Consider the following 19,848-nt stretch of genomic DNA (forward strand, 5'->3'; position numbering starts at 1 on the left):
CGGATGCTCTCACGAGGACGCCGGTGCTCGATCGAGCGCCGCCGCGGTACCACCTCGCTTGCGAGTCGCGCCGTGCGGCCGACTCGCCCCTCATTGCCGGCTGTGACGGGCCGCCCCGTTCGGTTCTACTGCCGAGCGGATGCCGCGTGGCTCCCACCTGGGTTCTTCCGAAGACTCCCCGGTGATGGCCGGATCGACGTCGTTTGCTTCACGACTGCTGCACCGGCCGAGGGCCGGATCGAAGTCGTTGGCGTCAAGACTACCGCGTCGGCATGGGGCGGAGCACGCCGGAGGCGCGGGGCGCCGAGCGGTACGCCTCGCTGATGAGCGCCAGCAGGGCGGCTTCAGGCAGCTCGTGGTTCTTCGCCTCGTCGACGAGGTCGTACACGGCACCTGCGAGCGCGGCGTGCCCGCCGATGCGCACGGCGACGACCGCACCCCTGCCGCGATGGAGCTCGATGAGGCGTTCGTCGCGAAGCCGGTGATAGGCGCGGAGCACCGTGTGCACGTTGACGCCGAGCGAGTCGGCGAGTTCGCGAGCTGCGGGCAGGCGCTCGCCGCCCGAGAGCCGACCGTCGATGATCGACGCGCGCAGCCCGGAGGCGAGCTGCTCGAAGAGCGGCGCATCGAGGGTCTGGTCGAGCCGGATCAGCATCTTCAAAGTCTATTGTTCTAGTGGAATACGAACAACTTGCTTGTCGGGACTGCACGCCGATGTCAGGATGAGTTCGGGCCACGCCGATGCGAGCCCGCCCCAGCTCCCCACCGCAAGGACCTCGATGCGTGCTGCACCCGTGACCACCTCCCCGCTCGTGCGCAGGCTCGGCATCGCCGGCGTCGCCCTCGTCTCGACGATCGCACTCGCCGCCTGCCAGGCACCCGCACCCGAGGCATCCGGCGAACCGGTGTCGGGCGGCACGCTCAGCTACGCGAGCGGCGACGCCGAGCCGACCTGCCTCGACCCGCACGTCGGCGGCAACTACCCGCAGGCGCTGCTCGCCGGCCAGTTCCTCGAATCCCTCGTCTCGCGCGACGACTCGGGCGAGATCATCCCCTGGCTCGCGGAATCGTGGACGGCCGACGCCGACGGCCTCACCTGGGAGTTCACCCTTCGAGACGACGTCGCATTCACCGACGGGACGCCGCTCGACGCCGAGGCGGTGAAGGTCAACGTCGAACATCTGAAGGACCCGGCGACCCAGTCGTCGACGGGCTACCTCGCGCTCGGCAAGGTCGACCGCGTCGAAGTCGTCAGCGACCAGGTGGCCCGGTTCGTGATGACCGCCCCCGACAGCGCCCTGCTCGAGTCCCTCAGCCAGCCCTGGCTCGCCATCGAATCCCCCGCCGGTCTCGCCCGCGGCATGGACGAGAACTGCCAGGCGCCCATCGGCACCGGCCCCTTCGTCGTCGACGAGTGGGTAAAGCAGGATCGCGTATCGCTCGTGCGCAACGATGACTACACCTCCCCGCCCGCCGACGCGGCGCACGAGGGGCCGGCGTACCTCGAAGCGATCGACTGGCGCTTCGTCCCCGACGCCGCATCGCGATACGCGGCACTGCAGGGCGGCCAGGTCGACGTCATCGACAACCCCCAGCCCGACACCATCGCGGCCGCGAAGTCGAACGACGCACTCACCTGGCTCGATGCACCGCGCCCCGGCGCCGCGAACCGCATCGAGCTCAACTCGGGTCAGGCCCCGTTCGACGATGAGCGCGTGCGTGAGGCGTTCATCCGCGCGGTCGAGGTCGACGACGGCATCGACGCGCTCTTCTTCGGCACGGCGGAGCGGTCGTATTCGCCCCTCTCCTCGGTCGAAGGCGTCGCGTACTCCGACGACTCGCTGTTCGAGCCCGACCTCGACCGGGCGAATGCGCTCCTCGATGAAGCCGGATGGACGGAGCGCGACGCCGACGGCTATCGCGTGAAGGACGGCGTGCGGTTGACGCTGCGCTTCCCGGTGAGCACGAACCAGTCGATCCCCGCCGAGCAGTCGCTCTTCGAGCAGGTCCAGGCGACGGCCGGGGCAGCCGGCTTCGACGTCGTGATCGAGCTCCTCGACCTCTCGAGCTGGTACGGCGCGCTCGCGGCGCACGAGTACGAGATCGTGAGCGCCCCCTACACCAAGGTCGGCCCAGACGTCCTGCGCATCCTGTACCACTCCGACAGCATCACGCCCGCGCCGAGCGGGTACTTCGCGAACCTCGCCCAGCTCGACGACCCCGAGGTCGACGCGCTCCTCACCGATGCCGCGTCGACGACCGACGCCGGCTCCCGCGCCGAGCTCTACGAACGCGCCCAGCAGTTGATCCTCGGCGGTTACTACCTGCTGCCGCTGTACGACCAGCAGAACAGCTTCCTGCTCAGCACGTCCGTACAGGGGGCCCGCGCGATGCCGACCGTCTCGACGCCGACGTTCTATGACGCCTGGCTCGCCGACTGAGCAGCGCCGCTCCTTCGGCGGTGCGACCCTTCGCCGCGCCGGCCTGCTCGTGGCCGGCGCGGTGTTCGTGCTGTGGGCGGTGGCCACGCTGACCTTCTTCGCGATCCGGCTGATCCCCGGCGATCCGGCGCAGGCGATCCTCGGCGGCCCAGGATCGCAGGCGTCCCAGGAGGCGCTCGATCAAGTCCGGAGCGACTACGGGCTCGACCAGCCGCTCATCGTGCAGTACTTCGCGATGCTCGGTCGCCTGCTCACGGGCGATCTCGGAACGTCGTACGCCCTCAAGCTCCCCGTCGCCGACCTGCTCGCGGCCCAGCTCGGCGGCACGCTGCTCCTCTCCGCCCTCTCCCTGGTGCTCGCATGGGTTCTGGCGCTCGGTCTCGCGATCTGGTCGACCGGGCGCGGCAGGATCGCGAGCGCCGTCGGCGAGGGCATCGAGATCACGGCCGCTGCGCTGCCGCACTTCTGGCTCGCCGCCGTGCTCATCGCGGTCTTCAGCGTGGCGCTGGACTGGCTGCCACCGGTCGGGACCGGCACTCCCGCCGGGTTCGTGCTGCCCGTCGTGACCCTCGCGATCCCGCTCGCGGGATTCCTGGCCCAGGTCATGCGCGACAGCCTCCTCGACGCGATGCAGCAGCCCTTCGTCATGTCCGCCCGGGCCCGCGGCGAGAGTGCCGCCGGCTTACGCGTGCGCCACACGATCCGGCACGCATCCCTGCCTGCCATCAGCCTGTCGGGCTGGGCACTCGGCTGGCTGCTCTCGGGGGCGGTCGTCGTCGAGACGATCTTCGCGATGCCCGGGCTCGGTCGCACCCTGCTGCAGGCGGTGACGCTCCGGGACATCCCGGTCGTCACGGGAGTGGTGCTGCTGGTCGCGCTCGTCTACGTGCTCATGACCGTGCTGACCGATCTCGCCGCGCGCATCGCCGACCCTCGGTTGCGCCAGGAGTCGGGCCGATGAGCGATCTCGAACTCCAACAGGCCACAGCGGTCTCGGCTGCGGCGCATGCGCCCGCCCGCCGCAGAGGTCGGATGCCGCGGACCGGCACCCTGGTCGCGGGGGCGTTCGTGCTCTTCCTCCTCGCAGCGACCGTCGCGCCCGAACTCGTCGCGACACAGGATCCCAACGCGATCTCCCCCGTCGACGCGTTCCAGTCGCCGTCGCCCGCTCATTGGTTCGGCACCGACGAATCGGGTCGCGACATCTACAGTCGCATCGTCGCGGGCACCGCCACCTCGCTCCTCATCGGGGTCGCTGCGACCGCGATCGGCCTTGCGCTCGGGCTCGTGCTCGGGGTGCTGGCGAGCTTCGGCGGCCGGATCGTCGACTTCGGCGTCAACCGGCTCGTCGAGGTGCTCTTCGCCTTTCCCGGGCTCCTCCTCGCACTGCTCGTCATCGTCGTGTACGGTCCCGGACCCGTCACTGCGACAGTCGCGGTCGGCCTCTCCACGGCGCCGGGCTACGCCCGGATCATCCGTGGCCAGCTCGTCTCGATCCGCTCATCGCAGTACGTCGAAGCGGCGCGGGTGCTCGGCCGCTCCCCCGCACGCATCCTCGCTCGGCATGTTCTGCCGAACGCGCTCATCCCGATCTTCGTGCTCGCGACACTCGGCATCGGGCAGGCGATCGTCTGGGCCGCCGCCCTCAGCTATCTCGGGCTCGGCGCCCAGCCCCCGGCCGCGGAATGGGGTGCGATGCTCGCCGCCGGCCGCACCTACCTCGCGACCGCATGGTGGATGACGGTGTTCCCCGGGCTCATGATCGTCGGCACGACCATCGCGACGACGGTGCTCGGCCGCGCGCTCACCCGTCGCGGACGGGGCGAGCGATGACGAACACGCTCGCGCCGGTGCTCGAGGTCGCCCAGCTGCACGTCGGTTTCGACGGTACCGAGGTCGTGCACGGCCTCGACCTCACGATCATGCCCGGCGAGTGCGTCGCGATCGTCGGCGAATCCGGCTCGGGCAAGTCGGTGACGGCGCGTGCACTACTCGGCATGGCCGGCGCCGATTCGCGGACTTCAGCGAAGCGACTGCGCATCGGCGGTCTCGATCTGGGCGCGGCGAGCGAACGCGAGTGGCGACGTGAACGTGGGCGGCGGGCGGGACTCATCCTGCAGGATGCCCTCGGCTCGCTCGATCCGCTCCGCACCGTGGGCCGCGAGATCGAGGACCCGCTCCGGATCCATCTGCGGCTTCCGGCGTCCGAGCGCCGGGCCCGAGTACTGCAACTCCTCGCCGACGTCGGCATGCCCGACCCGGCGAGTGCCGTTCGTCGGCGTTCCGGCGAGCTCTCAGGCGGGCTTCGCCAGCGCGCGCTCATCGCCGCGGCCATCGCGCTCGATCCGCCGCTGCTCATCGCCGACGAACCGACCACTGCGCTCGACGTCACCGTGCAGGCGCGGATCCTCGCCCTGCTCGACGAGATCCGCGAACGCGGCACGGGAGTGCTGCTCATCAGCCACGACCTGGCCGTCGTGTCGCGTATGGCCGACCGCATCCTCGTCATGCGCGAGGGACGGATCATCGAGCAGGGCCCGACCGGTGCGGTGCTGGAGTCGCCGCGGGAGGACTACACGAGATCGCTCATCGCCGCGGTGCCGGCCGAGGTCCCTCGCGGAGTCCGGCTGTCCGCATCGCCAGTGCGGGCGGCGACGCCGCCGGGTGCACTGCCGACGATCTCCTCGGCGCCGCATCCGGCACACGATCCCGCCATCGTCGCGACCCCGCTGCTCGAACTCTCGCACCTGACGAAGACCTTCACCGTGCCGGGCGGACGCTTCACCGCCGTCGACGACGTCTCGCTCTCGCTGCATCGCGGTGAGACGCTCGGCCTCGTCGGCGAGTCCGGCTCGGGCAAGACGACGCTCGCTCGCCTCGCCCTCGCCCTCACGATGCCCGACAGCGGCTCGGTGAGCTTCGACGGCGAGGAGTGGTCGGCACTGGACGAGCGTCGCCGGCGCCCGACGCGCCATCGGATCGGCGCGATCTATCAGGACCCGCTCGGCTCCTTCGACCCGCGATGGAACGTCGGACGCCTGCTCGACGATGCGGTGCGCGGTGCGCGGGAGGCGGGCACGAACGACATCTCCGCCGGACCCACCGCTCCCGTCGTCGCCGCGCTCCTCGACCAGGTCGGGCTCGCGGCATCCGTCGCAGGCAGGAGGCCCCTGACGCTGTCGGGTGGCCAGCGGCAACGCGTGGCGATCGCCCGAGCCCTCGCCGGGTCGCCCGAGCTCCTGATCTGCGACGAACCAGTCTCCGCCCTCGACGTGACGATCCAGGCGCAGATCCTCGACCTGCTCGACGACATCCAGCGCCAACGGGGACTCGCCCTCCTGTTCATCTCGCATGATCTCGGCGTCGTGCACCACATGGCCGACCGTGTCGCGGTCATGCAGGCCGGCCGGATCGTCGAGTCCGGTGATGCCGACGCGGTGTTCGCACGCCCGGAGCATCCGTACACCGCCCGGCTCGTCGCCGATTCGCCGCGCCTCCCCCGCTGAACCGGGCTGCCGTGGCGCGCCGATGCCATCCAGCCGGCTCGCGGCGCGCTCTCCGGTAGGCTGGATCGTCGCACATTCAGGCACCTCACCACCGACACGGTGCCGCCGATATCGAACCGGAGCATCATGACCGACACCGCGCGCATTCCCGACAAGCCCGCTCTCGAAGGCCTCGAATCGGTCTGGGGAGGCGCCTGGGAGCGCGAGGGCACGTACCGGTTCGACCGCTCGTCGGCGACGCGCGAGTGCATCTACTCGATCGACACCCCGCCGCCGACGGCCTCGGGTTCGCTCCACATCGGTCACGTCTTCTCGTACACGCACACCGACGTCGTGGCGCGCTTCCAGCGCATGCGCGGCAAGAGCGTCTTCTACCCGATGGGCTGGGACGACAACGGCCTGCCCACCGAGCGCCGCGTGCAGAACTACTACGGCGTGCGCTGCGACCCCACGCTCGCCTACGTCGAGGGCTTCGTGCCGCCGTTCGAGGGCGGCGACGGCAAGTCGACGAAGGCCGCCGACCAGGTGCCGATCAGCCGTCGCAACTTCATCGAGCTGTGCGAGCGGCTGACCGTCGAAGACGAGCAGCAGTTCGAGGCGCTCTGGCGCCAGCTCGGCCTCTCGGTCGACTGGACCCAGACCTACCGCACGATCGGCGACGAGTCGCTGTTCGCGTCGCAGCTCGCCTTCGTCCGCAACGTCGAGCGCGGCGAGGCCTACCAGGCGCTCGCGCCGACCCTCTGGGACATCACGTTCCGCACCGCGGTCGCGCAGGCCGAGCTCGAAGACCGCGAGCAGCCGGGCCACTACCACCGCGTCTCGTTCCACCGCCCCGATGACGGCGTCATCGAGATCGAGACGAGCCGCCCCGAGCTCATCCCCGCGTGCGTCGCCCTCGTCGCCCACCCCGACGACGAGCGCTACCAGCCGCTCTTCGGCACGACCGTCACGACGCCCGTCTTCGGCGTCGAGGTGCCCGTCGTCGCGCACCACCTCGCCCAGAAGGACAAGGGCACCGGCATCGCGATGATCTGCACCTTCGGCGACATCACCGACGTCGTGTGGTGGCGCGAGCTCGACCTGCCGAACCGCGCGATCATCGGCTTCGACGGCCGCGTGATCGCCGAGGCACCCGACGCCATCACCTCGGAGGCAGGCAAGGCGGCGTTCGCCGAGCTGGCCGGCAAGACGACGTTCTCGGCGAAGCAGGCCGTGGTGCAGCTCCTCCGCGACTCGGGCGACCTCCTCGCCGACCCGAAGGCGATCACGCACCCGGTCAAGTTCTTCGAGCGGGGCGACAAGCCCCTCGAGATCGTCTCGACGCGCCAGTGGTACATCCGCAACGGCGCCCGCGACGAGGCGCTCCGCGAGCGGCTGCTCACGCACGGCCGCGAGATCGACTGGCACCCCGATTTCATGCGCGTGCGCTACGAGAACTGGGTCGGCGGCCTCTCGGGCGATTGGCTCGTGTCACGCCAGCGCTTCTTCGGCGTGCCGATCCCGGTCTGGTACCCGCTCGACGCCGCGGGCGACCCTGTGTTCGACGAGCCGATCGTCGCGACCCGCGAACTGCTGCCGGTCGACCCGTCATCGGCACCCGCACCCGGCTTCGACGAGTCGCAGCGCGGCGAGCCCGGCGGGTTCATCGGCGAGCACGACGTGCTCGACACCTGGGCGACCTCCTCGCTGACCCCGCAGCTCGCCGGCGGCTGGGAGCGCGACCCCGAACTCTTCGATCTCGTCTTCCCGTACTCGCTGCGCCCGCAGGGTCAGGACATCATCCGCACCTGGCTCTTCGCCACCACGCTCCGCTCCGAGCTCGAGCACGGCGTCGCGCCGTGGGCGAACGCCTCGATCTCGGGCTTCATCGTCGACCCCGATCGCAAGAAGATGTCGAAGTCGAAGGGCAACGTCGTCACGCCCGCCGGCCTCCTCGACCAGCACGGTTCCGACGCGGTGCGCTACTGGGCGGCGTCCTCGCGCCTCGGCACCGACGCCGCCTTCGACACGCAGAACCCGACGCAGGTCAAGATCGGCCGCCGCCTCGCCATCAAGGTGCTGAACGCGGCCAAGTTCATCCTCGGCTTCGACGGGCGAGCGGATGCCCCGGTGCTCGTGCCGGTCGACCGCAGCATGCTCGCCGAGCTCGCCGGGGTCGTCGAGCGCGCCACCCGGTCGCTCGAGTCCTACGACCACGCCCGCGCCCTCGAGCTCGCGGAGACGTTCTTCTGGACGTTCTGCGACGACTACCTCGAACTCGTCAAGGAGCGCGCCTACGGCGAGCCCAGCCCCGAGCAGGCCTCGGCGGTCGCGGCGCTCAAGACCGCGCTCGATGTGCTGCTGCGCCTGTTCGCGCCGGTGATCCCGTTCGCGACCGAAGAGGCGTGGCGCTGGTCGCACGACGGTTCGGTGCACGTGGCACCGTGGCCGACGCTCGACGACCTCGCGGCCCGCGGCGAGGCCGGCGTCGAGCTGCTCGAACTCGCGAGCCTCGCGCTGACCGGCATCCGTCGCGCCAAGACCGACGCGAAGGCCTCGCAGAAGACGCCCGTCACGAGCGCTGCGATCGCGGCGCCGGCGGCGACGATCCCGCTGCTGGAATCGGTCGCATCAGATCTGCGTGCGGTGGGGCGCATCGCTGAGCTCGGCTTCGTCGAAGCCGAGTCGTTCGAAGTCCGCGACGTCGTCTTCGAGGCGCCGTCGGAATAGGGGGAACCATGAGCTACGAGATCCGATCGGCCGGTGACGACGACTTCTTCGGGTGGCTGCCGCTCTTCGAGGCGTACTGCCGCTTCTACGAGACCGAACTCGACGACGCCAAGGCGCTGATCGTCTGGAACTGGATCCGAGACGAGTCGGAGCCGCTGCAGGCTGCGCTCGCCGTCGACGACGAAGGGCGCCCGGTCGGGCTCGCCCACTTCCGCGCGGTGCCGAACTCGCTGACGGCGACGCGCGGCATGTTCCTCGACGACCTGTACGTCGACGAGGGCGCCCGCGGGTCGGGCGTCGGGCGATCGCTCATCGAGTTCGTGCACGCTCGCGCCGCCGAGATCGGCCAGGGCGGCGTCAGCTGGATCACCGCCGAAGACAATGCGCCGGCGCAGCGCGTCTACGACCAGCTCGCGAAGCGCACCAGCTGGGTCACCTACGAGATGGACGCCTGATGCGCCTCGGCACGCGATGGGCGTTCGGCTCCGTGCCGCCGGTCAGCGTGCCGGCCGAGATGCGCGAGCGCATCGCGGCGGCCGAGACGGCGTTCACCGGTGACGGCGCGAACCGGCACTGGACGCTCACCTGGCTCGAAGGCCGACCGATCGCCGAGCTCGACGACGGCACGGTCGTGCGCGACACGATCGTGGACGCGCACGACGCCGACGAGGACTGGTAGCCGCTCGTTCGCGGTCGACGCGCGCGAACGGCGCCCCTGACACGCGCCTTTACGCGCGCGCGATGATCTCGCCGTGCGGCATGAGCAGCCAGCCGTCTTCGTCGGCGGCCCACGCCCGCCACGCGTCGGCGATCCCGCGCAGCTCGTCGATGTCGGAGTGACCCGACTCGATCGCGTGCGCGGCGAACTGAGACTCCGTGGCGCGTTCGGCCCAGGCGCCGCCCCACCACTCGCGTTCGAGGTCGGTGGCGAACACCCACGTCGTGCCGGTCGCGGCGATGTCGGTGAATCCCGCGTCGCGCGCCCAGCTCTTCAGGTGGCGCCCGGCATCGGGCTCGCCGCCGTTCCACTCGTGCACCGAGTGGTAGAGCTCCAGCCATCGCGTGAGACCCGGTGAGGCCGGGTTCCAGATGACGCCGCCGTAGTCGACCTCGCGCACCGCGACGACACCGCCCGGCTTCACGACCCTGCGGAACTCGCGGAGGGCGTCGACGGGCCGGGCGAGGTGCTGCAGCACCTGATGGGCGTGCACGACGTCGAAGGCGTCGTCGTCGAACGCGAGCGCGTAGGCGTCGCCCACCGCGAACTCGACGTTCGCGACGCCTTCGCTCGCCGCGAGACCGGTGGCCTTGGTGACCACGTCGGCGGCCGCATCGATGCCGACGACCGAGCCCGGTCGCACCCGACGCGCGAGGTCGATCGTGATGGTGCCGGGGCCGCTGCCGACGTCGAGCACGCGCGCACCTTCATGCAGGTGGGGCACGAGGTAGGCCGCCGAGTTCTCCACCGTGCGCCACGCGTGGGTGCGCAGCACGCTCTCGTGATGGCCGTGCGTGTACGCGTCGCGGACGACGGGCTCGGGGCGATCGGTGCTCATGCTTCGAGCCTATGCTCATGCCCGGACGTGTGACAGCGAACTACGGTGGAGGGATGAGCGACCACTCCAACCCGTTCCTCGAACCGAGCCCGCTGCCCTACCGGCTCCCCCTCTTCGCCCTCATCCGGCCCGAGCATTACCGGGAGGCGATCGAACTCGGCATGCACGAGCAGCGACGGGCGGTGGAGGCGATCGCGACGGATGCCTCGGCGCCGACCTTCGAGAACACCATCGTCGCCCTCGAGCGCTCCGGCGAGCTGCTCCGACGGGTCATGCCCGTCTTCGAGAACGCGAGTTCCGCCGACAGCGACGCCGCGATCGACGCCCTCGAGGTCGAGTTCGCGCCGCTCCTCGCGGCCCATCGCGACGCGATCCTCCTCGATCCGCGCATCTACGCCCGCCTGGTCGAGCTGCACGCTGCGCGCGACGAGCTCGGCCTCGACGCCGAGTCGGCGCAGGTGCTCGAGCGCCACCACCGTACGGCGACGCTCGCCGGGGCCGCACTCGGCGCCGCCGAACGCGCCGAACTCACCGCCATGAACACCCGCATCTCCGAGCTCACGACCGACTTCCAGCAGCGCCTCCTCGCCGACACGAACGAGCTGGCACTCCACCTCACCGACCCCGACGAGCTCGCCGGCCTCGACGCCGGTCGACGTTCGGCGGCGCGCGAGGCCGCCGTCTCCCGCGGCCTCGACGGGTGGCTCATCACGCTCGTGCTGCCGACCGGGCAACCGGCACTCGCCGCCCTCGAACGCGATGACGTGCGCGACCGCCTGCTCGCCGCGTCGCGAGCACGCGGATGCCGCGGCGGCGCCCACGACACGCGAGCCGCGCTCCTCGAACTCGTCCGCCTCCGCGCAGATCGGGCCCGGCTCCTCGGCTTCGACAGTCATGCGGCGGCCGTGACCGTCGATGAGACCGCCGGCACGCCCGAGGCCGTCGCCGAACTCCTCGATCGGCTCGTGCCCGCCGCCACGGCCAACGCCGGGCGCGAAGCGCTCGCCCTCGCCGAGCAGGGGACGGCGAGCGGCCGACGGCCGGTCGAGGCATCCGACTGGGCGCTGCTGAGCGAGGCGGTTCGGCGCGAACGGTACGCCGTCGACCTCGAGGAGATGCGCCCGTACCTCGAGTTCGATCGCGTGCTGACACGCGGCGTCTTCCGTGCGGCGGCGCTGCTCTACGGACTGACGTTCGCCGAGCGCGCCGACCTCGTGGGCTACCATCCCGAGACGCGCGTGTTCGAGGTGTTCGAAGAGGACGGCACCGCGGTCGGCCTGTACCTGCTCGACCTCTATACCCGCGATTCGAAGCGCGGCGGCGCCTGGATGAGCTCGCTCGTCGAGCAGTCGACGCTCGAGGGAACGCTCCCCGTCGTCGTGAACAACATGAACGTCGCGCGGCCTGCCGACGGTGAGCCGACGCTTCTCACGCTCGACGAGACGGAGACCCTCTTCCACGAGTTCGGGCACGCACTGCACGGACTGCTCTCCGACGTCGTGCACCCCTCGGTGTCGGGCACGAACGTGTACCGCGACTTCGTCGAGCTGCCGAGCCAGGTCAACGAGCTCTGGGTCCTCCGGCCCGAGGTGCTCGGCGAGTACGCCGTGCACCACGAGACCGGCGAGCGGATGCCGCAGCAGCTCGTCGATCGCCTGCTGGCGTCGCGCACCTTCAACGAGGGCTTCGCCACCAGCGAATACCTCGCGGCGGCCGTGCTCGATCAGGCGTGGCACCGCCTCTCCCCCGCAGACGCCGCCGCAGTGACCGACGTCGCCGATTTCGAGCACCGGGCCCTCGCTGCGGCCGGACTCGACGCCCCGTTGGTGCCGCCCCGCTATTCGAGCACGTACTTCGCGCACGTGTTCGCGGGCGGTTACGACGCCGGGTACTACTCGTACATCTGGAGCGAGGTGCCCGGCGCCGACATCATGGCGTGGTTCGTGGCGAACGGCGGCGCGACCCGGGCGAACGGCGACCGTTACCGGCGCGAGATCCTCGCCCCGGGAGGCTCACGCGACCCGCGGGACTCGATCCGCAGCCTCCTCGGGCGCGAACCCGACATCGCCGCGCTCCTCGAGCGGCGCGGCCTCGCCTGAGACGACGGATGCCCCGTGCAGCATGCTGCACGGGGCATCCGTCGATCGAAGCGGTCGGTCAGATCGCGAGATCGCGATTGCGCGGATCGCGAGGTGTCAGATCGCGAATCCGAGGGCGCGCATCATGTCGCGGCCGTCGTCGGTGATGCGTTCGGGGCCCCACGGCGGCATCCACACCCAGTTGATGCGGAACGCGTCGACCGTGCCGTCGAGCGCCTCGGCGGTCTGCTCCTCGATGACGTCGGTGAGGGGGCATCCGGCGCTCGTGAGCGTCATGTGGATGACCAGCGCATCGTTCTCGTCGTCCCAGCCGAGGTCGTAGATGAGGCCGAGGTCGACGATGTTGACCCCGAGTTCGGGGTCCATGACGTCTTTGAGCGCCTCGGTGACCTGATCGAAGCGCTCGGGCGCGAGTGAGGTGACCATGCTGCGATTCTACCCTCGGCCTATTCGGCCGGCACCGCTTCGGCCGCGGACTCCGCGACCTGGTACCGGTCGTAGCCCTCTTCTTCAAGACGGTCGGCCAGTTCGGCGCCGCCCTGCTCGGCGATCCTGCCCGCGACGAAGACGTGCACGAAGTCGGGCTTGATGTAGCGGAGGATGCGCGTGTAGTGCGTGATGAGGAGGACGCCGAGGCCGGTGTTCGCGTGGGCTCGGTTGACGCCCTCGGAGACGATCTTCAGCGCGTCGACGTCGAGACCGGAGTCGGTCTCGTCGAGCACGGCGAACTTCGGCTTCAGCAGCTCGAGCTGGAGGATCTCGTTGCGCTTCTTCTCGCCGCCCGAGAAGCCCTCGTTGACGTTGCGCTCGGCGAACGCCGAGTCCATCTTGAGGTTCGACATCGACTCGCGGACGTCCTTGATCCAGCCGCGGATCGCAGGCGCCTCCCCGTCGATCGCCGTCTTGGCGGTGCGGAGGAAGTTGGTGACGGTCACGCCGGGGATCTCGACGGGGTACTGCATCGCGAGGAAGACGCCCGCGCGGGCACGCTCGTCGACCGACATCTCGAGCACGTTCTCGCCGTCGAGGAGGATCTCGCCCTCGACGACCTGGTACTTGGGGTGGCCGGCGATCGTGTACGCGAGGGTCGACTTGCCGGAGCCGTTCGGGCCCATGATCGCGTGGATCTCGCCCTCGTTGATGACGAGGTCGACGCCGCGCAGGATCTCGCGCGTGCCCTGCTCGGTCTCGACGTTGACGTGGAGGTTCTTGATCTCGAGAACGGACATGTTCGTAGTGGTCTCTTTCGGTTGCCGGCCGTTCCGGGCCGGAGAAGGTGTGTCAGACGGTCAGGGTGACCGCGGGATCGATGTGGACGTCGCCGTCCTTGAGCTCGACCTGGTAGACCGGGACGGGCTCGTACGCGGGCAGCGTCAAGGGCTTGCCCGTCTTGAGGGAGAACATGGAACCGTGCGCCCAGCACTCGAGGGTGTCGTCTTCCACGAAGCCCTCTGCGAGCGAGATGTCGCCATGCGTGCAGGTGTCTCCGATGGCGAAGACATCACCTGCAGCGTCTTTCACGACGGCGATGGGAACGCCCTCGAGCACGAAGCGCGACGCTTCGTTGACGGCGAGATCGTCGATGGCGCACACACGCACGGATGTCACGTCAGCGACCTTCCAGTTCAGCCTCGATCGCCGCCGTGAGGCGGGCTTCGAGGTCGGCCGAGCCGATCTTCTGCACGATGTCGGTGAGGAAGCCGCGCACGACGAGGCGACGCGCCTCGTCTTCGCGGATGCCGCGTGCCATGAGGTAGAACAACTGCTCGTCGTCGAAGCGGCCAGTGGCACTCGCGTGCCCGGCGCCCTCGATGTCGCCGGTCTCGATCTCGAGGTTCGGCACGGAGTCGGCACGGGTGCCTTCGGTGAGCACGAGGTTGCGGTTCTGCTCGTAGCTGTCGGTGCCGACCGCGGCGTTGCCGATGAGCACGTCGCCGATCCAGACGGTGCGCGCACCGGCGCCCTGCAGCGCGCCCTTGTAGGTCACGCGGCTCTTGGTGTGCGGTGCGTCGTGGTGCACGTAGACCTGCTGCTCGAGGTGCTGACCGGCATCGGCGAAGTACAGGCCGAGGGCCTCGATGTCGGCGCCCTGCTCGGCGAGGTGGGTCGACGGGTTCACCCGCACGACCTTGCCGCCGAGCGAGACGACGATGTGCTTCAGGAACGAGTCGCGGCCGAGGCGGGCGAACTGGCTCGAGAGGTGCACGGCCTCGTCGTCCCACTCCTGCAGCGAGACGACGGTGAGGGATGCCCCGGCGCCGACGAGGATCTCGACGTTCTCGCTGAGTCGGGCGGCGCCCGTGCCGGCGAGCACGACGAAGCCGCGGCTGTTCGGCGCGGCCTCGATGACGGTGTGCGCGGCGCGCGGCGTGTCGCCGAGCGCGGTGCGGGTCACGACCGCGATCTTCTCGTCTTCACCGGTGACGGAGACGAGAAGGGCCTCTTCGAACGTCGACCACGCGTTGGCGCTCGCGCGCTCCTCGGGCGTGCCCGCCGTGCCGACGCGGGCGTCATCGCGCGGGATGTAGGAGAACGAGATGCCCGGGACATCCGTCGTCTCGATCGTCAGTCGCGAACCGTCGAGTTCGCCGCCCGTGAGGTCGGCGAACGCGGCGACCGGGGAGAGCTTCCACTCGTGCTCGCGGCCGCTGACCGGCGCGAAGTCCTCGACGTTCACCGAGCGGAACCGCTCGGAGCGGGTCTGCACGGGCACGAAGGCGCCGTCGGAGTGCGCGACGAGGCCGTGCTGGCCGGCAGTAGGCATAGCTGTGCTGGTCATCTGATCGGTCATTCCTAGCCGACGCTGCCTTCCATGCCCATCTCGATGAGCTTGTTGAGTTCCATCGCGTATTCCATCGGGAGCTCGCGCGCGATCGGCTCGATGAAGCCGCGCACGATCATCGACATGGCCTCGGTCTCGTCGATGCCACGGCTCATCAGGTAGAAGAGCTGCTCCTCGCTGACCTTCGAGACCGTGGCCTCGTGTCCGAGCTTCACGTCGTCGACGCGGATGTCGATCGACGGGTAGGTGTCGGAGCGGGAGATCGTGTCGACGAGCAGTGCATCGCAGACGACGCTGTTCGCCGAGTGGTGGGCGTTCGCGTCGATGCGCACCTCGCCGCGGTAGCCGGCTCGGCCACCGCCGCGTGCGATCGACTTCGAGACGATCGACGACTGCGTGTACGGCGCCATGTGGATCATCTTCGCGCCGGCGTCCTGGTGCTGACCGGGGCCCGCGAATGCGACCGAGAGCGTCTCGCCCTTGGCGTGCTCGCCCATCAGGAAGATCGACGGGTACTTCATCGTGACCTTCGAGCCGATGTTGCCGTCGACCCACTCCATGGTGGCGCCTTCGGCGGCCGTGGCGCGCTTGGTGACGAGGTTGTAGACGTTGTTCGACCAGTTCTGGATGGTCGTGTACCGAACGCGGGCGTCTTTCTTGACGATGATCTCGACGACGGCCGAGTGCAGCGAGTCGCTCTTGTAGATCGGCGCGGTGCAGCCCTCGATGTAGTGCACGTAGCTGCCCTCATCGGCGATGATCAGCGTGCGCTCGAACTGGCCCATGTTCTCGGTGTTGATGCGGAAGTAGGCCTGCAGCGGGATCTCGACGTGCACGCCCTTCGGCACGTAGACGAACGAACCGCCCGACCACACGGCCGTGTTGAGCGCCGCGAACTTGTTGTCGCCCGCGGGGATCACGGTGCCGAAGTACTCCTCGAAGAACTCGGGGTGCTCCTTCAGCGCGGTGTCGGTGTCCATGAAGATGACGCCCTGGCGCTCGAGCTCTTCATTGATCTGGTGGTAGACCACCTCGGACTCGTACTGGGCCGCAACGCCCGCGACGAGGCGCTGGCGCTCGGCCTCGGGGATGCCGAGCTTCTCGTACGTGTTCTTGATGTCGTCGGGCAGGTCTTCCCAGGTCTGGGCCTGCTTCTCGGTCGACCGCACGAAGTACTTGATGTTGTCGAAGTCGATCTCCGACAGGTCGGCGCCCCAGGTCGGCATGGGCTTGCGCTCGAAGAGTTTCAGGGCGCGCTGGCGACGCTGGAGCATCCATTCGGGCTCCGCCTTCAGCGCGGAGATGTCGGCGACCACCTCCGGCGAGATGCCGCGTCGGGCCGAGGCCCCCGCGGCGTCGGAGTCGGCCCAGCCGAACTCGTAGGTACCGAGCCCTTCGAGTTCCGGTCGGTCGATCAGTACGTCCGTCATGCTCTCCCTCTTCTCCTCCCGTGCAAACCGGCTATCAGGCCGGCTCATTCCCCTCGTGAGTCGAGGTGCTCGTTGAGTGGGTGATGATGTGCCCGGTGGCGCTAGTGCCAACCTAAGATGGTATGCGGCCCGTGGCGCGCGATCTCGCGCGGTCGGCGGGCCTACCAACCCCTCAAGTCTATAGGGTCGCGGCGGGCGCGGGGCAGGACTCCCAGTGCCATCACAGCGCGATCCGGATCAGGAACGACCCGCGTGACCCGCACTCTCCGCTTCTTCGCCTGGGCCTCGTTCATCGCCCAGGTCACGATCATCGCGACGGGCGGCGCGGTGCGCCTGACGGGTTCCGGTCTCGGCTGCCCGACCTGGCCGACCTGCACGGCCGAATCCCTCGTGCCGACCGACGAGCTGACCTACCACTCGCTCATCGAGTTCGGCAATCGCCTGATGACCGGTGTGGTGGGCATCATCGCGCTCATCGTGTTCCTGCTGGTGTGGCGCATCCGGCGCGAGCGCCGCGACCTCTTCGTGCTCTCGTTCCTCGTCGGCATCGGCATCGTCGCGCAGGCCATCGTCGGCGGCATCACGGTGTGGACCGGGCTGAACCCGTTCATCGTCGGGTTCCACTACGTCTCGTCGCTCGCCCTCGTCTGCATCTCCGCGGCGTTCCTCGCGCGCATGGACTCCCCCGCCGGTCCCCGCGAATCCGCGGTGCCCGGCTGGTACGCGGGCCTCACCCACGTCACGAGCGCGGTGCTCTTCATCTCCATCGTCTTCGGCGTGCTGACCACCGGTTCGGGCCCGCACTCGGGCGACACGGAGGCCGGCCGCACCGGCTTCGACTCCGTGTTCCTCGAGCACGTGCATGCCTGGCCGGGCTACGCACTGCTCGCGCTGACCCTCGTGCTCGTCATCGCGGCCTGGCGGCTGCGCCTGCCGACCCTGCGCTGGTCGATCGCCCTGCTCGCGATCGAGCTCGTGCAGGTCGGTGTCGGCCTCTACCAGGCGCGCAACGGCCTGCCCGCCCTCGCGGTCGGCGTGCACATGGTGCTCGCGGCGCTGACGGCCGCCGCGATGACGATCGTCATCATGCGGCTGAAGCGCCCGGTGACGAGCGGGGTCGCGGCCGGCGAGGACGCGGCCGCCGAGGCATCCGCTCGCTGAAGCCACCACAGCTTCGGGAGGCCTCACGGCTTCGGGAGGCACCACGGTTTCTGGAGGCCTCACGGCTTCGGAATTCTGCACCCGAACGGCGCGCTTCGACCGATCCCTCCGATCGGGCGCAGATCACCGAGATCACGCCGAACGCAGATGCAGGCCCTGGCCGACTGCGCGGACGATCATGTCCTGCACGCTCGGCCAATCGTCGATCACCTGCCGGTATCCGACCCGGATGACGCGGTAACCGCGCAGCATCAGCGCCGCATCGTGCGCATTGTCCTCGATGCGCTGCTCGCCGACATGATGCCCTCCGTCGATCTGCAGGACGAGGCGATCGCCGAGCAGGAAGTCGACCCGGTGCCCCTCGATCCACGCCTGCGGCACGATCCGGAGACCGAGCCATCGCAGTCGCGGGAGGACGATCGATTCGAGCCCCGAATCGGCGAACGGGTTCGCTGCGGCGAGGACGTCGCGCGCCCGTCCCCTCAGCGGAAGGCGCGAGAGCACGTCGAGGTCGACGAGCCGCTTCCGCAGGGCGGAATCCCAGACCGCGAGGGCCGCTTCGAGCGGTTGGCACGCCGCCACGACGGCGAGCACGTTCTCGATCGGATCGACCAGTGAGTCCGGATGCCGCGGCAGCAACGGTTGCGCCCAATGCACCGTTCCGTGGACCCGGGGCACCGCCGCATGCGGGTCGGCGGCGACGTGCAGGTGCGGGTGCGCGAGCACCCAGAGTCCGAGACGCCGAGCCTGGGTGATGCACGAGAGCACCGACCCAATGCTCGCCGCCGTGACGAGCTCGTAGTCGGCGTCGGGCAGGGCCAGCCAGTTGCGCCGCACCCGGACGACGCGACCCCGATCGATGGCGGTTCGGAGGTGGTGCCGTGAGTATCCGGCGGACTGGAGGGTGGTCGCTCTCGCGACTCCCCCGGTGCGACGCATCGCGTATTCGAGATCTCCCATGGAGACCGACGATGACGCAGCGCCGCGGGCCGGACCGCCGCGCGACTCGAGTTGTGCGAGAGCAGCCGAGGACCCGGTCTGGGGAGGAGCGGTCGCCCGCACCGTGAGATCGGAGATCTGCACACGCTCGGACGAATACCGCCGGCTCGATCCGATCCGAGCGCGATCTCCGAATCTGCGATGGGACCGGCGCGACCGGCGAGCGGGAGACCGCGACGCCGCGCCTCAGGTCAGAACGGCAGCAGCGGGTCGATGCCGACCGCGAGGAAGAGCAGCGACAGGTACGCGATCGAGCCGTGGAAGACCCGCATCGGCGAGACCTGCTCATGGCGGATCGCGAGGTTGTAGAGGCGGTGCGTCTCGTAGATGAACCAGATGCCCGTGACGACCGCGACGGTCGAATAGACGAGCCCCATGTCGGCGACCGGGATGAGCAGCAGCGAGCAGGCGACCGTCGCCCATGCGTAGAGGATGACCTGCAGCCCGACCTGGGCCCGGCCGCGCACGACCGCGAGCATCGGCACTCCGGCGGCAGCGTAGTCCTCCTTGTACTTCATCGAGAGCGGCCAGTAGTGCGGCGGCGTCCAGAGGAAGATGATGAGGAAGAGGATGACCGGCGGCCAGCTGAGATCGCCGGTGACCGCGGCCCAGCCGATCAGTACGGGCATGCAGCCCGCGACGCCGCCCCAGACGATGTTCTGGGCGGTGCGGCGCTTCAGGATCAGGCTGTAGAAGACCACGTAGAGCAGGATCGCGCCGAGCGAGAGCGCCGCGGCGAGCCAGTTGGTGAACAGGCCCAGCCAGACGATCGAGGCGATGCCGAGCGCGTACGCGAAGACGAGCGCTTCGCGATCGGTCAGCTCGCCGGTCACGAGCGGGCGCCCCTGCGTGCGCTTCATGACCCGATCGATGTCACGGTCGATGTAGCAGTTGAACGCACCGGCCGAGCCGGCGCTCATGGCGCCGCCGATGAGCGTGGCGATGAGCAGCCAGAGGCTCGGCAGCCCCTGCTGGGCGAGGATCATGGTCGGCGCGGTCACGACGAGCAGCAGCTCGATCACGCGCGGCTTCGTGAGGGCCAGGTAGGCCGAGAGCTTGCGCCGGACGGTCATCGCCGGACGGCGGTCTCTGGTCTCTACGGCTGCCTGCATCGTTCCTCTTCCGGCGCGCGGGCGCGCATGTGCCGCCACGCCCATCTCCGATT

The 19,848-nt window shown here is 69.6% G+C and carries 18 protein-coding genes; 9 read left to right on the top strand and 9 right to left on the bottom strand.

Features of this window, described 5'->3' with window-relative positions:
- Positions 1-259 precede the first annotated feature (259 nt).
- Positions 260-655 (bottom strand): GntR family transcriptional regulator, encoded by a 396-nt coding sequence (locus ASE14_RS03125; protein WP_056650570.1) that lies wholly within the window; start codon positions 653-655, stop codon positions 260-262.
- Between the two features lie 124 nt (positions 656-779).
- Between ASE14_RS03125 and ASE14_RS03130 the strand changes: the two genes are divergently transcribed.
- The 7 genes from ASE14_RS03130 (at position 780) to ASE14_RS03160 (ending at position 9,335) form a co-directional block, all read left to right on the top strand.
- On the top strand, positions 780-2,441 hold the full coding sequence (locus ASE14_RS03130; protein ID WP_082600156.1) for an ABC transporter substrate-binding protein: 1,662 nt from the start codon (positions 780-782) through the stop codon (positions 2,439-2,441).
- Positions 2,419-3,402 (top strand): ABC transporter permease, encoded by a 984-nt coding sequence (locus tag ASE14_RS03135; protein ID WP_056650572.1) that lies wholly within the window; start codon positions 2,419-2,421, stop codon positions 3,400-3,402. The genes ASE14_RS03130 and ASE14_RS03135 overlap by 23 nt, the downstream gene beginning before the upstream one ends.
- Positions 3,399-4,274, top strand: coding sequence for an ABC transporter permease (locus ASE14_RS03140; RefSeq protein ID WP_056650573.1), 876 nt, complete (start codon positions 3,399-3,401; stop codon positions 4,272-4,274). Before ASE14_RS03135 ends, ASE14_RS03140 begins: the two co-directional genes overlap by 4 nt.
- Positions 4,271-5,947, top strand: coding sequence for an ABC transporter ATP-binding protein (locus ASE14_RS03145; RefSeq protein ID WP_056650574.1), 1,677 nt, complete (start codon positions 4,271-4,273; stop codon positions 5,945-5,947). The genes ASE14_RS03140 and ASE14_RS03145 overlap by 4 nt, the downstream gene beginning before the upstream one ends.
- Positions 5,948-6,073: 126 nt before the next feature.
- Positions 6,074-8,656 (top strand): valine--tRNA ligase, encoded by a 2,583-nt coding sequence (valS, locus tag ASE14_RS03150; protein ID WP_056650575.1) that lies wholly within the window; start codon positions 6,074-6,076, stop codon positions 8,654-8,656.
- A gap of 8 nt (positions 8,657-8,664) precedes the next feature.
- A complete protein-coding gene (locus ASE14_RS03155; RefSeq protein ID WP_056650576.1) occupies positions 8,665-9,111 on the top strand; it encodes a GNAT family N-acetyltransferase in 447 nt (148 codons plus the stop codon).
- Positions 9,111-9,335, top strand: a complete 225-nt coding sequence (locus ASE14_RS03160; RefSeq protein ID WP_056650577.1) for a hypothetical protein — start codon at positions 9,111-9,113, stop codon at positions 9,333-9,335. Before ASE14_RS03155 ends, ASE14_RS03160 begins: the two co-directional genes overlap by 1 nt.
- Before the next feature lie 49 nt (positions 9,336-9,384).
- Here the strand turns inward: ASE14_RS03160 and ASE14_RS03165 are convergent, their stop codons facing one another.
- On the bottom strand, positions 9,385-10,212 hold the full coding sequence (locus ASE14_RS03165) for a methyltransferase domain-containing protein (protein WP_056650579.1): 828 nt from the start codon (positions 10,210-10,212) through the stop codon (positions 9,385-9,387).
- A gap of 53 nt (positions 10,213-10,265) precedes the next feature.
- Between ASE14_RS03165 and ASE14_RS03170 the strand changes: the two genes are divergently transcribed.
- Entirely contained in the window at positions 10,266-12,311 is a 2,046-nt protein-coding gene (locus ASE14_RS03170; RefSeq protein ID WP_056650580.1) for a M3 family metallopeptidase, read from the top strand.
- 96 nt (positions 12,312-12,407) lie between these two features.
- Here ASE14_RS03170 and ASE14_RS03175 read toward each other — a convergent pair whose 3' ends face one another.
- The 5 genes from ASE14_RS03175 to sufB are packed head-to-tail and all read right to left on the bottom strand — an operon-like array spanning position 12,408 to position 16,523.
- Positions 12,408-12,737 (bottom strand): metal-sulfur cluster assembly factor, encoded by a 330-nt coding sequence (locus tag ASE14_RS03175; protein WP_056650581.1) that lies wholly within the window; start codon positions 12,735-12,737, stop codon positions 12,408-12,410.
- Between the two features lie 20 nt (positions 12,738-12,757).
- Positions 12,758-13,540, bottom strand: a complete 783-nt coding sequence (gene sufC / locus ASE14_RS03180; protein ID WP_056650582.1) for a Fe-S cluster assembly ATPase SufC — start codon at positions 13,538-13,540, stop codon at positions 12,758-12,760.
- 52 nt (positions 13,541-13,592) lie between these two features.
- A complete protein-coding gene (locus tag ASE14_RS03185; protein WP_056650583.1) occupies positions 13,593-13,919 on the bottom strand; it encodes a non-heme iron oxygenase ferredoxin subunit in 327 nt (108 codons plus the stop codon).
- A 1-nt stretch (position 13,920) separates the two neighbouring features.
- Positions 13,921-15,090, bottom strand: coding sequence for a Fe-S cluster assembly protein SufD (gene sufD / locus ASE14_RS03190; RefSeq protein WP_235511066.1), 1,170 nt, complete (start codon positions 15,088-15,090; stop codon positions 13,921-13,923).
- Positions 15,091-15,104: 14 nt separating this feature from the next.
- Positions 15,105-16,523, bottom strand: coding sequence for a Fe-S cluster assembly protein SufB (sufB, locus tag ASE14_RS03195; protein ID WP_056650584.1), 1,419 nt, complete (start codon positions 16,521-16,523; stop codon positions 15,105-15,107).
- A 252-nt stretch (positions 16,524-16,775) separates the two neighbouring features.
- On the opposite strand from sufB, the gene ASE14_RS03200 reads away from it, so the two are divergent.
- Positions 16,776-17,684 carry a heme A synthase gene (locus ASE14_RS03200; protein WP_235511067.1) on the top strand — a complete coding sequence of 303 codons (909 nt, stop codon included), beginning with the start codon at positions 16,776-16,778 and terminating at the stop codon, positions 17,682-17,684.
- 132 nt (positions 17,685-17,816) lie between these two features.
- Here the strand turns inward: ASE14_RS03200 and ASE14_RS03205 are convergent, their stop codons facing one another.
- Positions 17,817-18,644 (bottom strand): endonuclease domain-containing protein, encoded by an 828-nt coding sequence (locus ASE14_RS03205; RefSeq protein ID WP_056651700.1) that lies wholly within the window; start codon positions 18,642-18,644, stop codon positions 17,817-17,819.
- Between the two features lie 230 nt (positions 18,645-18,874).
- The gene (locus tag ASE14_RS03210) at positions 18,875-19,795 is read right to left on the bottom strand and encodes a heme o synthase (protein WP_056650585.1); all 921 of its coding nucleotides are present in this window, start codon (positions 19,793-19,795) and stop codon (positions 18,875-18,877) included.
- Positions 19,796-19,848: the final 53 nt, after the last annotated feature.

Source organism: Agromyces sp. Root81 (assembly GCF_001429165.1).
In the GTDB taxonomy this organism is placed as follows: Bacteria; Actinomycetota; Actinomycetes; order Actinomycetales; family Microbacteriaceae; genus Agromyces.

Excerpts from the sequence above, each read along its gene's own strand:
- ASE14_RS03155 (WP_056650576.1), top strand. The coding sequence starts at position 8,665 with ATGAGCTACGAGATCCGATCGGCCGGTGACGACGACTTCTTCGGGTGG.
- ASE14_RS03135 (WP_056650572.1), top strand. The coding sequence starts at position 2,419 with ATGACGCCTGGCTCGCCGACTGAGCAGCGCCGCTCCTTCGGCGGTGCG.
- ASE14_RS03170 (WP_056650580.1), top strand. The coding sequence starts at position 10,266 with ATGAGCGACCACTCCAACCCGTTCCTCGAACCGAGCCCGCTGCCCTAC.
- ASE14_RS03210 (WP_056650585.1), bottom strand. The coding sequence starts at position 19,795 with ATGCAGGCAGCCGTAGAGACCAGAGACCGCCGTCCGGCGATGACCGTC.
- sufD (WP_235511066.1), bottom strand. The coding sequence starts at position 15,090 with ATGACCAGCACAGCTATGCCTACTGCCGGCCAGCACGGCCTCGTCGCG.
- ASE14_RS03140 (WP_056650573.1), top strand. The coding sequence starts at position 3,399 with ATGAGCGATCTCGAACTCCAACAGGCCACAGCGGTCTCGGCTGCGGCG.
- ASE14_RS03165 (WP_056650579.1), bottom strand. The coding sequence starts at position 10,212 with ATGAGCACCGATCGCCCCGAGCCCGTCGTCCGCGACGCGTACACGCAC.
- ASE14_RS03160 (WP_056650577.1), top strand. The coding sequence starts at position 9,111 with ATGCGCCTCGGCACGCGATGGGCGTTCGGCTCCGTGCCGCCGGTCAGC.
- ASE14_RS03130 (WP_082600156.1), top strand. The coding sequence starts at position 780 with ATGCGTGCTGCACCCGTGACCACCTCCCCGCTCGTGCGCAGGCTCGGC.
- ASE14_RS03125 (WP_056650570.1), bottom strand. The coding sequence starts at position 655 with ATGCTGATCCGGCTCGACCAGACCCTCGATGCGCCGCTCTTCGAGCAG.
- sufB (WP_056650584.1), bottom strand. The coding sequence starts at position 16,523 with ATGACGGACGTACTGATCGACCGACCGGAACTCGAAGGGCTCGGTACC.
- ASE14_RS03205 (WP_056651700.1), bottom strand. The coding sequence starts at position 18,644 with ATGGGAGATCTCGAATACGCGATGCGTCGCACCGGGGGAGTCGCGAGA.
- sufC (WP_056650582.1), bottom strand. The coding sequence starts at position 13,540 with ATGTCCGTTCTCGAGATCAAGAACCTCCACGTCAACGTCGAGACCGAG.
- ASE14_RS03145 (WP_056650574.1), top strand. The coding sequence starts at position 4,271 with ATGACGAACACGCTCGCGCCGGTGCTCGAGGTCGCCCAGCTGCACGTC.
- valS (WP_056650575.1), top strand. The coding sequence starts at position 6,074 with ATGACCGACACCGCGCGCATTCCCGACAAGCCCGCTCTCGAAGGCCTC.
- ASE14_RS03175 (WP_056650581.1), bottom strand. The coding sequence starts at position 12,737 with ATGGTCACCTCACTCGCGCCCGAGCGCTTCGATCAGGTCACCGAGGCG.